We start from the raw sequence: 12915 nt of genomic DNA, 5'->3' as shown, positions 1-12915 counted from the left end.
TCCACATCAGCGATCAGGAGCGAGCTATCTGCATCACGACGGCCTTGGGCTCGGTGAAGAACTCGCGGCTGAAGTTGCCCCCCTCGCGGCCGACACCGGAGTCGCCGACGCCGCCGAAGGGCGTGCGCAGGTCGCGGATGAAGAAGCAGTTCACCCACACCGTGCCGGCGCGCAGTCGGGAGGCGACACGGTGGGCGCGGGAGAGGTTTTCGGTGAACAGCATGGCGTTGAGGCCGTATCGCGTGTCGTTGGCCAGGTGCACGACCTCCTCCTCGGTGGCGAAGCGATTGACCACGCATACGGGCCCGAAGATCTCCTCGCAGTAGGGCGCGGCGTCGAGGGCGAGGCCGTCGATGATGGTCGGTCGCACCAGCCAGGACCCGTCCGTGGCGACGCCCCCGGTGTGGATCTTGCCGCCGAGTGCCTCTGCCGCGTCGACATAAGTTGTTCTGCCGAGGTCGCTGCCCGCTGGAAAGTCACGTAGCCGGTTGACCCCCGGCCGGGGCGGGCGGCCCTGGGCGCGGGCACGGCATACGGCACTGGGTAACGTGCCCGCACGGCCGAATCCCTCCACCCCAGCATGCACCCGATGTTCGGCGCGGTGCTGGCGCGCAATGCCGGCGAGCCCGAGTTCCATCAGGCGGTCTATGAGGTGATGCTCAGCCTGACGCCGATCGCCGGCCGCGATGACCAGTATGCGCAGTGGTCGATCCTCAAGCGCATGTGCGAGCCGGAGCGGCAGATCATCTTCCGGGTGCCCTGGGTCGACGATCAGGGACGCGTCGAGATCAACAGGGGCTATCGCGTGGAGTTCAACTCCGCGCTCGGGCCATTCAAGGGCGGGCTGCGTTTCCACCCGTCGGTCAATCGGTCGATCATCAAATTCCTCGGCTTCGAGCAGGTCTTCAAGAATGCTCTGACCGGTATGCCGATCGGCGGCGGCAAGGGCGGTTCCGACTTCGACCCCAAGGGCCGCACGGACGCCGAGATCATGCGCTTCTGCCAGTCCTTCATGACCGAGCTCTATCGGCACATCGGCGAATACACCGACGTGCCCGCGGGCGATATCGGCGTCGGCGGCCGCGAACTCGGCTACCTCTTCGGGCAGTACAAGCGGATCACCAACCGATGGGAGTCGGGCGTCCTTACCGGCAAGGGACTGACCTGGGGCGGTTCGCAGGTGCGCACCGAGGCGACTGGCTATGGCACGGTATTTTCGCCGCCGAGATGCTCGCGGACGCCGACGATTCCTTCGAGGGCAAGAAGGTCGTCGTTTCCGGCGCCGGAAATGTCGCCGTCTATGCCATCGAGAAGGTCCACCAACTCGGCGGCACCGTGATCGCCTGCTCCGACTCCGCCGGCTTTGTCGTCGATGCTGAGGGGATCGATCTCGCCTTGCTCAAGGACGTCAAGGAGCGGCGGCGCGAGCGCCCGAGCACGTATGCCGCGGAGCGCGGCGCGTCGTCGACGCACGTCCCGAGTGGGTCCATCTGGGATGTCCCGTGCGATATCGCCTTGCCCTGCGCCACCCAGAACGAGTTGCCGGCAGATGGAGCGAAGTCGTTGGTGGCCAATGGCGTTCGATTGGTGGCCGAGGGTGCGAATATGCCCGCGACGCCCGAGGCGATCGCGATTTTGCAGGAGGCCGGGGTGTTGTTTGCGCCGGGCAAGGCATCCAACGCCGGCGGCGTAGCCACTTCAGCCCTGGAGATGCAGCAGAACGCCAGCAGGGACACCTGGGGCTTCGAAGAGACCGAGGCCAAGCTCGCGGCGATCATGAGCGAGATCCACCGCACGTGCGTGGATACGGCCGCTGAGTATGGGGCGCCGGGCAACTATGTCGTCGGCGCCAACCTGGCCGGCTACATCCGGGTGGCCGACGCAATGGTCGCCCAAGGCGTCATCTGACCGGTGTCGTCGCGCGCGTGGGCGTCACCGGCCGACGGCAGGCACGAGGAGCGCGCCGACGTGCGGCGGTAGCTCCACAGCCGAGACGCGCACGGTGGCGCCGGACGGGGTGGCCCAACGCACGGCATACGTGATGTCCTCGCCGAGGCCGACCGTGACGGGTTCGGCCGAGAAATTCACGACGATGACCACGGCGCTCGCGTCGCTGCCACGACGCAGCACGAAGGTGCGGGCGGCCTCATCGACCGCGCAGGCGACATCGAGCAGCCGCGGGTCGGTGAGCGCCGGAAGCTCCCGTCGCAAGGCGATCAACTCCCGGTATGCCGTGTGCACACGGCGACCGCGCTCGCCGGACAGCTCCCGCCAATCCAACTGCGACGCAGCGAAACTCGCCGGATCCTGCTGGTCCGGCACGACGGCCGGGTCCCAGCCCAGCCGGGCAAACTCGGCAAGCCGACCATCGGAGATCGCGCGCCCCAAGTCCGGCTCGCCATGCGAGCTGAAGAACTGGAAGGGCGTGCCGGCCGCGAACTCCTCGCCCATGAAGAGCATCGGGGTGAACGGGCCGAGCAGCGTGAGCAGGGCGGCGGCCAGCAACTGGTCGTCATCGAGAACCTCGGTGAGCCGGTCGCCCCGGGCGCGGTTGCCGATCTGGTCGTGGTTCTGGCTGTAGACGACCAGCCGCGATGCCGGCAGCGTCTCGCGCGCGATCGGCGTCCCCCAGTCGGCGCCGCGGAACGAACTCCACGTCGCGGCATGGAAGAAGCCCTCCTCGCAAACCCGCTTCAAGGCCGACAGCGGCGCGAAGTCGGCGTAGTAGCCGTCGGTTTCGCCGGTCAGAGCCACGTGCAGGGCGTGATGGAAGTCGTCGCTCCACTGCGCGTCGAGTCCGTACCCACCGCCGTCGCGCGAGGTCACGAGTGAGGACTCATTGAGGTCGGACTCGGCGATCAGGATCAGCGGCCGGCGCAAGTGCGCGGCCAGGGCCTGGGTCTCGATCGCCATTTCCTCGAGTAGGTGCATCTCGGATGCGTCCTGCAACGCGTGCACGGCATCGAGGCGCAGGCCGTCGACGTGGAAGTCGGTGAACCAGGCGCGCGCCGAGTCCAGGATGAAGCGGCGCACCTCGGTCGAGTTCTCGCCGTCGAGGTTGACCGGATCGCCCCAGGTCACTTCGCCGGATTTGAGATAGGGCCCGAAGCGGGGCAGGTAGTTGCCCGACGGGCCGAAGTGATTGTGCACGACGTCCTGGACCACGGCCAGGCCCCGGGCGTGGCAGGCGTCGACGAAGCGCTGGTAGGCGTCCGGGCCGCCATACGTCTCGTGGACGGCCCACCAGGCGACACCGTCATAACCCCAGCCGGCCTGACCGTTGAAGGCATTGACGGGCATGACCTCGACGATGTCGATGCCGAGGTCCACCAGGTGGTCGAGCCGGCCGATGGCCGAGTCGAGGGTGCCCGCGGGCGTGAAGGCGCCGATGTGCAGCTCGTAGATGACCGAGCCGGCCAGAGGACGAGCCCGCCACGCCTGATCGGTCCACACGAAAGTCGACGCATCCCAGGTCCGCGAGCGCGCATGCACGCCGCTGGGCAGCCACCGCGATCGCGGATCGGGCAGGATCTCCTCGGTGCCGTCAAGGCGGTAGCCATAGTCGACGCCCTCGGCGGGCACCGGGACCGCCCGGACCGGCGACCACCAGTCGCCCGGGCCGCGCCGCATCGGCATGCTCTCGTCGGCGACGACGAGGTCGACCTGCTGCGCAACCGGCGCCCACACATCGAATTGGCCTCTGGCAGAAGGCTGCTCGGGCAGGCGAAGCAGGAGAGCGACAGGCAGCGCGGCGAGAACCTCGCCCACGGCGACGCCGGCGTCGTCGGCCTCCAGAATCGTTCCGGTGAAGGCATCCCGCCAGCGGCCGGGGGCCAGCGCGATCGTGGTATCGCCCCAGCCGCCGCGCGCCGACAGCCCCACGGGCAGTCGGGTCGCGAGCGTCACCGCGCCACCGCGATCGAAGGCGACCACGTGATCGGCCGCGTCGCCCTGCACCGCTACCGGGGCGTATGCCGTGAATCGCTCCCCCTCGTCGCGCCGGGCGGTCAGGGCGCGCAAAGTGACCAGCAGTTTGGCGACGCCGAGATCATCGAGACCTGAGGGCCGGCGTGCGGTGCCGGGGCCGAGGTCAGCGAGCGCGGCGCGTCGCATGGCGTAGTCGACGGGGCGCCGGTTATCGGGATCGACCAGCGACTGCTCCCACAGCTCAGCGCCCTGATAGACGTCCGGCACGCCCGGGATTGTCAGGCCGATCAGCTTGGCGGACAAGGCATTCGACCAGCCCGCATCGACAGCGGCATCGAGGATCTCGGCCACCACGGCGGCCACCTCGGGATTGTCGTATGCCGCGTCGATAGCTGCCTGGACGGCCGCCTCGTAGTCCGCGTCGACCGCGGTCCAGGCGGTGCGATCGCCGGCCTCGCGCATGGCCTTGACGGCATACGCGTGCAGGCGCTCGCGGGAGGCGGGCCAGGCCCCGATGATCGCCTGCCAAAGCAGGTTGCCGAAGGACCGGTCGGGCACGGGTGCGAGGTCGAGCAACCGGGAGAGCCATGCGCTCCACCGCTCCGGCACCTCCGCGAGCACGGCGATTCGGGCGCGCACGTCCTCGCCGCGCTTGGTGTCGTGCGTGGTCGCCGTCGTCATGGCCACCGGCCACTCGGCCTGCCGAATCGCCATGGCGTCGTGAAAGTCTTTGGGCGCGAGCGCAAAGAAGGACGGATCGCCCCCGACCTCGGTCAGGCTGCTCAGCCGCGAGGTCCGATAGAAGGCGCAGTCCTCGACTCCCTTGGCCATCACCATGCCCGAGGTCTGCTGGAAGCGCTGAGTCCCGGCGGCCGCGCCGTCGCCGAGCAGCGGGGCAAGGGCATCGAAGGCGGCGGCCAGATCGGGCCGCCTCGTCAGCGCCGTGGCGAAGGCCTGGTCGACGTGCTCGCGCCCGAGCGGGAGGTAGGAGCGATAGACCGGGAAGGCAGCCAGCAACTCGGCGATCGCGTCCTCGATGACGGCCGGGTCGAGCGGATCGAGGGCCTCCAGCAAGGGCCACAGATCCCGGACGATGCGGCGGACTTCGGAGTGCAGGATCCCTTCCGCGACAACGCGTTTCGTGCCATGGGTGAGCGCCTGCCAGTCGAGCGCCACCCCGCGGAGTTCGGTCTCGAGGGCGGTCAGGCCGGACTCGCCGGCGGGATCAGTGAGGAGGCGATCGATCAGGGCGAGCGCGTCATACCCGGTTGTGCCGGCGGTCGCCCACTGGTGCGGCAGGGTCTCGCCCGGCTCCAGGATCTTCTCGACAAGCACATACGCACCGTCGGTCAGCACGGCTAGATCGTCGAGATACTTGCCGGGGTCGGCGAGCCCATCGGGATGGTCGATCCGCAGCCCGTCGACGAGCCCGTCGGCGAACCAACGCCCGACCTCCTCGTGCGACTTCGCGAACCACTCGGGGTCCTCGACGCGGATTGCGACGAGGGTGTTGACCGCGAAGAAGCGACGGTAGTTCAACTCGTCGTCGGCGTGCCGCCACGAGACGAGCTCGTAGTGCTGGCGGCCGTGCACGGCGTCGGCGTTGTCGTCCAGCGGCCCGACCGTTCCGGGAGCCAGCGGGAAGCGCTGGTCGTGGTAGTGCAGCTCCCCCGCCTCGACCCGCAGCCCGGCAATGGTGCCATCCGCGCGCAGGTCGTCGTCGCCGACGACGGGGATCCGCACCCGGCCGTTGCCGAACGGCCAGTCGATGTCGAAGGCCGCGGCATACGGGCTCTCCTGGCCGTGCGTGAGCACGTGCCACCACCAGGTGTTCTGCCACGGCTGGGCGATGCCGACGTGATTAGGCACGATGTCGACGAGCACGCCCATACCGAGCCGGCGCGCCTCCGCCGAGAGCGCCGAGAGGCCGGAGGAGCGACCGCGCGCCGGGTCGACGGCGCTGTGGTCGGCGACGTCATACCCGTGCTCGCTGCCGGACTCGCTGGCCAGCAGCGGCGAGAGATAGACCCAGTCGACGCCGAGGTCGTGCAGGTAGCCGAGGATGCCCGCGGCCGCGCGCAGGTCGAAGTCCTCAGTGATCTGGAGTCGGTAGGTGCTCGTGGGAGTGCGCATCGATCACCAACCGTATGCGGTTCTCCCAGGTGCGGGCGCGCTCGGCCAGGCCATCCCCGCGGGCTACGAGGTCCTGGCGGCACCCTTCGGTGTCGTCCTCGCCGACGACACCGACCTTCAGCCCGTTGTCTATCACCCCGTGCTACACGGATTCCGCGCTACACCGCTGCATGGCCAATCTCACGATTACGGTGGACGACGCGACCCTCAAGCGTGCGCGCCTGCGGGCGCTCGAGCGGAACGAGTCGGTCAACGCCTACCTCGCCCAGGCTCTGCGTCGCTATGCCGATGCCGGCGAGGCCGACGAGAAGATGGCGCGGGTGCTCACGATCGCCGAAGCGTCCACCGCTCGCAGCGGCCCCGACGGAAGGGCGTGGACGCGCGACGAGTTGCACCGTGGCTGACTTCTTCGACACCAACGTGGTGGTCTATGCCTTCGACAACGCTGAACCGGCGAAGCAAGCGGTTGCCCGTCGCTTGATGCGCGATCATCCCGACGCGGTGATCAGCACCCAGGTCCTCCTCGAGTTCTATTCGGTCGTGACCCGCACGTTCTCGCCCTCGCTGCCGACCGACATCGCCCTGAAGGCGTTGACGTCACTCGCGGATCTCGAGGTCGTGCCGGCCGATGCGGAGCTCGTCGTCCGGGCCGCCGAGACCTCGACCTCGCACCAGGTCTCGATCTGGGACGCCATGATCATCGAGACGGCGCGACTCGCGGGGTGTGCGACGCTCTACAGTGAGGACCTGCAGGACGGCCTGATCGTGCGCGGCGTGACCGTCCAGAACCCGTTCGCCACGTGACGCCGAGACACGGTGGCCCGTCGGGTCAGCGCTTGATGAGCGGGCTGTTGAGGCCGGCGGCCTTGTCGCCGGCGTTGAAGAACTCCTCGCGATAGATGTCGCGCGGGAAGAGCCGCTTGGACATCAGCGTTTTCAGCGCGGCCTCGACCATGAGCGGTGGCCCGCAGAGGTAGCCCTTGCAGCCGGACAGGCTGGCGTGATCGGCGGCGATGACGTCGGTGACCATCCCATAGGCGTATGCCGTCGGGTCGCCCCCGTCGGCCGCCACCTCCTCCGCGGTCTCCTCGGACAGGCACGGACGGTAGGTGAACTGCTCGAATTCTCTTGCGAGAGCGGTGAAGTAGTCCACGTCATCCAGCCATTCGCGACTGCGGCCGCCCTGATAGAGGCTCATCTCGCCGCCGTATGCCGCGTGCTTCAGCCCGTGCCGCAGCATCGCTTTGATCGGGGCCAGCCCCGTGCCGCCGGCGACCATGATGGTGTGGTTGTCCTCGCCGGTGTGGAGGACGAAACGACCATACGGGCCGCTCATCGAGAAGGTGTCGCCGACGGCGAGGCCGTCGAAGACCCAGCCTGCCGTCCCACGCCCGCCGGGCACCATGCGGACGTGGAACTCCAGCCGACGCGAGTCCGCGGGGGGCGAGCCGATCGACCAGGTGCGGTCGACGGCGGCTCCGGACTGCGACGCGGGCACCGTGAACTTCATGTACTGGCCGGCGTTGAAGGCGATGTCGCGGACGAGCTCGACCATCAGGCGAAGGGTGTCCTTCGCGATCTCGCTCTTCTCGACCAGGGTGCCGAGGTAGTCCTCGACGGGGGCCATCTCGATGTCCTCGTCGATGTCGATTTCGGCCTCGATCGTCACATCTGAGCGCGGCGTGGCGCAGCAGGTGAGCAGCTTGCCCTCGTCGCGCTCGAAGTCCATGAGCGCGAAACTCGAGGCATCGCTGTGGTCGACGTCGCCGTCGAGCACCTCGGACTTGCAGGTCGCGCACGTGCCGTGGGTGCACGAATGCGGCAGCCAGACGCCGGCGCGCAGGCACGCGTCGAGGATCGTCTGGTCGCCTCGGTAGACGACTTGGCGCCCGAGGGGTTCGACGGTGACGACGAAGGATTCGCTCATGACGTGCGCGAGCGGCAGGAGAAGTGGAAGGGGTCAGCCGACCCCGTCGACGGCCGCCGCCCCGGCCGCGGACACCAGCTTGTCCTGCGCGGCCGAGCCACCGGAGGCGCCGATCGCGCCGACCAGGTGGCCGTCGACGACGATGCCGACCCCGCCGGGGAAGGCGGCGACCCGGGGTTGCGCGAGGATCCCGTCGCGCACATCCGGCTCGGCGGCGATCGCGGCATAGCGCGCATCCGAGGCGAGACCGCCGAAGTTGGCCACCGTCCAGGCCTTGTCCGCGGCGATCGGACCGGAGGCGGCGAACGCCCCGTCCATCCGGGCGAAGGCGAGCGGCCGGCCGGCCGCATCGGTGACCGCGATATTGAAGGCGCCGCCGATCTCCGCGGCCGCGGCCAGGGCGGCATCAAGCGCGCGGCGGGCGCCGGCATACGTCAAGGTCGCGGCGGTGACGGTGAAAGCGTCGGACATGACGGGTCGGCTCCTCTCGGCGGGTGGCGGGCAGCACGGATCGACCGGTGGCGACGCGGCTGTCCGTGACGCCGCCACCGGGAGTTGCGCGTCCGATCAGGTGTAGACGGAGGTGAAGCGCTCGTTGAGTTCGCGGGCGTGGTAGAAGGTGCCCTTAGCGATCTGGTCGGGCGTCCACTTGTTGATCGGCCGGTCGCGATAGGCCGGGTAGCCGCCGGCGAAGACCTCGTTGCGGTTGCCGGACGGGTCGAAGAAGTAGATCGTCTGGCCGCGGGTGATGCCGTGGCGGGTCGGGCCGATGTCGATCGGGACGTCGTCCATGGCGAAGATGTCGCCGGCCCGTCCGACCTCGGTCCAGTCGCCGAGCTTGAAGGCGAAGTGGTGAAACTTGGCCTGCGGACCTTCGAGCACGGCGATCTGGTGGATCTGGTTGTTGGCCGTCATCCACGAGGCGATGAAGTGGGCATCCTTGTCCTCGAGGTCGGTCTGGACGCGCTCGGTGGGGAAGAAGTCGAAGACCGCGCCGAACATATTTTCCATCGTCCGCACGTCCTCGGCGAGGATCAGCGCGTGGTCCCGCGCGGGCACGCCGACCCCGACGAGGTGACGGGGGAAGGCGTCCGGATTGTGGGTGCCGACCTCGGTGCCGATGAGCGTCTGGCCGTGGTAGACCTCGAAGACGTGCTCTGACGGGGCGATGAAGCGGATCCCGTCGCTGACCTCGGGGTTCTCGCCCTTGCTCATCCGCTCGACGGTGAGGCCGAAGTCTTGGGCCTTCTTCTCGATCAGGTCGATGTCGGATTCGTATTCGACCTTGAAGCCGAACTTGACGACACCGACGCCGCCCTCCTCCAGGACGACCGAGTGGTGATCCCACTCGTCCCAGGCCTTGTAGTAGACCTTCCCGTCCTCGGCCAGGGTCTCGTAGAGGCCCAAGGTGTTGGCGTAGTGGTTCTTCGCCTCGGCGAGGTCGGTGACGCGCGCGTGCACGTATCCCATGCGCATGACAGCCATTGCAGTTCCTCCTTGGTGGTGGTGCCGGTCAGGTGAGAACGCTCGGCTGCTAGGGCTGCTGCCCGCAGCCGCGCCTTCTCGTTGATCTGACGAAGAACGGGATTGACGCGGCGAAGTTTTTCGCCGCGCATCTCGATCGTGATGTCGCTCTCGGGCACGGCCCGGCACGACAGGCAGGTCCCGTTGGTGCGCTCCGCATCGGTGATGACCGTGTCGGCGACGGGCCGGTTGTAGTGGAACTCTCCCTCGCGGCAGTCGACCTTGCCGATCGCACAGCCGCCGCGCCGGCACCCGACGGCGTAGGCGTAGCCCGCACGGTAGAGGCCGTAGAGCACGGTCTCCTCCGGTTCGAGATAGATCACCTCACCCGTGGGGTGGATGGTCACGGTCGGCACGGTGCTCCTTTGCATCGGCAAGTCGGTCGGGTGCGCCCGATGGGCGCACCCCCAACGTTGCCCGTATGCCCGCGTGAGGTCCGAGCCGTGTTCCTTGATGCGGAACCCCCGGGGGTAACCGCCCCGGAACATACTTTGACCCGGCCATCTCATACGTGGCCGGGTCGGTACTTTTCTACCCGCCGGACGCGGCCGCATCGGTGACCGACACGCGGCGGGCGGGGAAACGGCATACGGCGATCCGGCGGAAAACCGCGGGCGTCGCCCAGGGGAGCGTGTGAGGATGGCGAGCATGGCTAACGACTCCGGCAAGCGCGCCCTGCCCGACGACGACGTGAAGCGCAAGTTCCGCGAGGCGCTCGAGCGCAAGAAGTCGGGGGCCGGGGTCGACGTCTCCGACTCGCACGACCACGGCAAGGTCGACCATGCCCACGGGCCCGAGGCGCACCAGAAGATGTTCCGGCGCAAGTCCGGAGGCTGATCACTGGCAAGATGCGCGCATGCAGCCGCGCGTGATCCACACCGCCCAGGCGCTCATCGACGAAGTGGTCGAGGTGCCGGCCCTGCCCGAACGCGGCGGCAATGTCATGGCTGGCGCGCACTATCTGTATGCCGGCGGGGCCGTGAACATCCTCGTCGCCGCCGCCCGCTCTGGCGCCCGGTGCGTCCACGCCGGGGCCATCGGGACCGGACCCAATGGCGATCTGGTGCGCGCCGCGTTGACGCGCGAGGGCATCACCTGGTCGGCGCCCGCCGTCACCGAAATCGACACGGGTGTCTGCTTCGTGATGATCGAGCCGAGCGCGGAGCGGACCTTCGTCACGACGCAGAGCGCCGAGCGCCGGATCAGCGTGGCGAGCCTGCAGACCAGCGCGCCCGAGACCGGTGACGTGGTGTGTATCAGCGGCTTCTCGCTCGTGGGGCGGACCCGTGACCCGCTGCTGGCATGGCTAGACACCCTGCCGGCGGGCGTTGTCGTCGTGCTCGATCCCGGGGCCACGTTCGGCGAGTTGGAGCCGGCGGTTCAGGACCGCGTGCTCGCGCAGACGACGGTATGGACGTCCAATGCCGACGAGGCGCGCGCGCTCGTCGGCGTCGGCGCGATCGCCGATTCCGTTGTGGCCGTTGCCGGTCGACTGCCGAGCGGTGGGGTGGCCATCGTGCGGGACGGGCCGGTGGGGTGCGTCGTCCATGTCGACGGCGCGACGACGATGCTGCCCGGCTATCCGCAACGTCCGGTCGACACCAATGGGGCGGGCGACACGCATACCGGCGTTCTGGTCGCCGGCCGCACGGCTGGCCTGGACTGGGTCACCGCAGCCCGGCGCGCCAACGCGGCGGGCGCGATCAAGGTGACCCGCCGCGGCCCGGCCACCGCACCGACCGCACGCGAGATCGACGAATTCCTGGCGGTTCAGGATTCGGGAGTCGGATCGGTGCCCGACTCATCCTGGGGGTCCGGCGGCCGCGGCGTCTCGGGCGGAGCGGGCGGGTCAAGCCAAGGGGGCGCAGCGGTTTCACGGGGCATAGTGGGCACGGCGCGGACTTTTCCTACCGCCTAGTAACATGACGGCATGGACCCTCTCGAGGTCGATGTCCTCATCATCGGCGCCGGTCTGTCAGGGATCGGAGCGGCTTGTCATCTGACCCGGGAGCTGCCCGGCACGTCCTACGCCATCGTCGAGATGCGCGAGCGGATGGGCGGGACATGGGATCTGTTTCGCTACCCGGGAGTGCGCTCGGACTCCGATATGTACACCCTCGGCTATGCCTTCCGCCCGTGGGCAGGCACCCAGGCGCTCGCCGGTGGCCCGGAGATCCTCGACTACATCCGGGCGACCGCGGCCGAGTATGACGTGGAGCGCCATATTCACTACGGGCACAAGGCTGTTCGCGCGCAGTGGTCGAGTGTGACATCGCGCTGGACCGCGTCTGCCGAGGTCCGCCAACCCGATGGCAGTGTCGCGGTGCGCCTGACCACGGCGAAGTTTCTCTATTCCTGCACGGGGTATTACGACTACGAACAGGGCCATGCGCCCGAGTTCCCCGGGGTCGAGGAGTTCCGCGGCCAGGTGGTACATCCCCAGTTCTGGCCGGCGGACCTCGACCACGCGGGCAAGCGCGTGGTCGTCATCGGCAGCGGTGCGACATCCGTCACCCTGGTGCCGGCACTCGCCGCGACCGCGTCGAAGGTCACGATGCTGCAGCGCTCCCCCACCTACATCCTGAGTATGCCGAGCCAGGACCGCATCGCGACGCTCGCCGGGCGTGCGCTGCCGGACCGGGCGGCCTACGCCCTCACCCGGTGGAATCACATCCTGATGTCCTGGGGGTTGTTTCAGGCGAGCCGGCGAGCGCCGGGCTTGGTCCGCAAGCTGATCCGCGGCGAGGCGGCGAAGGCGCTGCCTGCGGACTATCCCGTCGACGAGCACTTCAACCCGGCCTACGACCCGTGGGATCAGCGGCTGTGCTTGGTGCCCGATGGCGATCTCTTCACCGCGATCGGTGACGGCCGCGCGGAGGTGGTCACGGACACCATCGCGACCTTCACACCGACGGGTGTGCGGCTGGCGAGTGGGCGGGAGTTGCCGGCGGACATCGTGGTGACGGCGACCGGCCTGCGGCTGCTGCCGGGCGGGGGCGCCGCTTTAGCGGTCGATGGCGTGGATGTGGACCTGCCCTCGACGGTGTCATACAAGGGGATCATGCTCTCGGGCGTGCCGAATTTCGCTCTGGCACTTGGGTATACGAATGCGTCGTGGACGTTGAAGGTCGACCTGGTCTCGCGCTATGTCTGCCGGTTGCTGGACTATATGGAGCGGCACGGGTTTGCGCAGGTGTGGCCGCAGGAGCCTCCGGCGGGTGAGCCGACCCGGCCGATCATCGACTTCGCCGCTGGCTATGTGCAGCGGGGTGCGTCACTGATCCCGCGCCAGGGCAGCTCAGGGCCGTGGCGCGTCCCGCAGAACTATCTCGTCGACCGCGCGCGCCTGCGCCGGCGGGGGCGCCTGGACGACGGGGTGATCTTTCGCCGCTAGGCGATTGCCG

Annotated in this window: 10 protein-coding genes and 2 pseudogenes; 6 read left to right on the top strand and 6 right to left on the bottom strand. The window is 68.7% G+C overall.

The window, feature by feature from the left end; translation table 11 throughout:
* Window positions 1–13: 13 nt before the first annotated feature.
* Entirely contained in the window at window positions 14–574 is a 561-nt protein-coding gene (locus ABD209_RS00760; RefSeq protein ID WP_344060970.1) for an aldehyde dehydrogenase family protein, read from the bottom strand.
* A 15-nt stretch (window positions 575–589) separates the two neighbouring features.
* Between ABD209_RS00760 and gdhA the strand changes: the two are divergent.
* A pseudogene (gene gdhA / locus ABD209_RS00755) lies at window positions 590–1908 on the top strand (NADP-specific glutamate dehydrogenase).
* A gap of 24 nt (window positions 1909–1932) precedes the next feature.
* Here the strand turns inward: gdhA and treY are convergent.
* Entirely contained in the window at window positions 1933–6060 is a 4128-nt protein-coding gene (treY, locus tag ABD209_RS00750) for a malto-oligosyltrehalose synthase (protein ID WP_344060697.1), read from the bottom strand.
* 170 nt (window positions 6061–6230) lie between these two features.
* Between treY and ABD209_RS00745 the strand changes: the two genes are divergently transcribed.
* Together ABD209_RS00745 and ABD209_RS00740 are read left to right on the top strand one after the other, a co-directional pair.
* Window positions 6231–6464, top strand: coding sequence for a hypothetical protein (locus ABD209_RS00745; RefSeq protein ID WP_344060694.1), 234 nt, complete (start codon window positions 6231–6233; stop codon window positions 6462–6464).
* Window positions 6457–6864, top strand: coding sequence for a PIN domain-containing protein (locus tag ABD209_RS00740; protein WP_344060691.1), 408 nt, complete (start codon window positions 6457–6459; stop codon window positions 6862–6864). Before ABD209_RS00745 ends, ABD209_RS00740 begins: the two co-directional genes overlap by 8 nt.
* Before the next feature lie 25 nt (window positions 6865–6889).
* Here ABD209_RS00740 and ABD209_RS00735 read toward each other — a convergent pair whose 3' ends face one another.
* From ABD209_RS00735 to ABD209_RS00720, 4 genes and pseudogenes are all read right to left on the bottom strand, one after another.
* Window positions 6890–7987, bottom strand: coding sequence for an NADH:ubiquinone reductase (Na(+)-transporting) subunit F (locus ABD209_RS00735; protein WP_344060688.1), 1098 nt, complete (start codon window positions 7985–7987; stop codon window positions 6890–6892).
* Between the two features lie 33 nt (window positions 7988–8020).
* Window positions 8021–8458, bottom strand: a complete 438-nt coding sequence (locus ABD209_RS00730; RefSeq protein ID WP_344060685.1) for a GlcG/HbpS family heme-binding protein — start codon at window positions 8456–8458, stop codon at window positions 8021–8023.
* 96 nt (window positions 8459–8554) lie between these two features.
* Window positions 8555–9472 carry a catechol 2,3-dioxygenase gene (locus tag ABD209_RS00725; protein WP_344060682.1) on the bottom strand — a complete coding sequence of 306 codons (918 nt, stop codon included), beginning with the start codon at window positions 9470–9472 and terminating at the stop codon, window positions 8555–8557.
* A gap of 164 nt (window positions 9473–9636) precedes the next feature.
* A pseudogene (locus ABD209_RS00720) lies at window positions 9637–9882 on the bottom strand (2Fe-2S iron-sulfur cluster-binding protein); the annotation flags it as partial.
* A 277-nt stretch (window positions 9883–10159) separates the two neighbouring features.
* Between ABD209_RS00720 and ABD209_RS00715 the strand changes: the two are divergent.
* Genes ABD209_RS00715 through ABD209_RS00705 form a run of 3 tightly spaced genes read left to right on the top strand, consistent with a single transcriptional unit; the run spans window position 10160 to window position 12905 of the window.
* Window positions 10160–10348 carry a DUF5302 domain-containing protein gene (locus tag ABD209_RS00715; RefSeq protein WP_324388361.1) on the top strand — a complete coding sequence of 63 codons (189 nt, stop codon included), beginning with the start codon at window positions 10160–10162 and terminating at the stop codon, window positions 10346–10348.
* 19 nt (window positions 10349–10367) lie between these two features.
* Window positions 10368–11429 (top strand): PfkB family carbohydrate kinase, encoded by a 1062-nt coding sequence (locus tag ABD209_RS00710; RefSeq protein ID WP_344060679.1) that lies wholly within the window; start codon window positions 10368–10370, stop codon window positions 11427–11429.
* Between the two features lie 12 nt (window positions 11430–11441).
* Window positions 11442–12905, top strand: a complete 1464-nt coding sequence (locus ABD209_RS00705; RefSeq protein ID WP_344060676.1) for a flavin-containing monooxygenase — start codon at window positions 11442–11444, stop codon at window positions 12903–12905.
* The last annotated feature ends 10 nt before the right edge of the window (window positions 12906–12915 follow it).

This window comes from Nostocoides vanveenii (assembly GCF_039531165.1).
Taxonomy (GTDB): Bacteria; Actinomycetota; Actinomycetes; order Actinomycetales; family Dermatophilaceae; genus Nostocoides_A; species Nostocoides_A vanveenii.
This window is presented reverse-complemented; position numbering and strand designations above follow the sequence as displayed.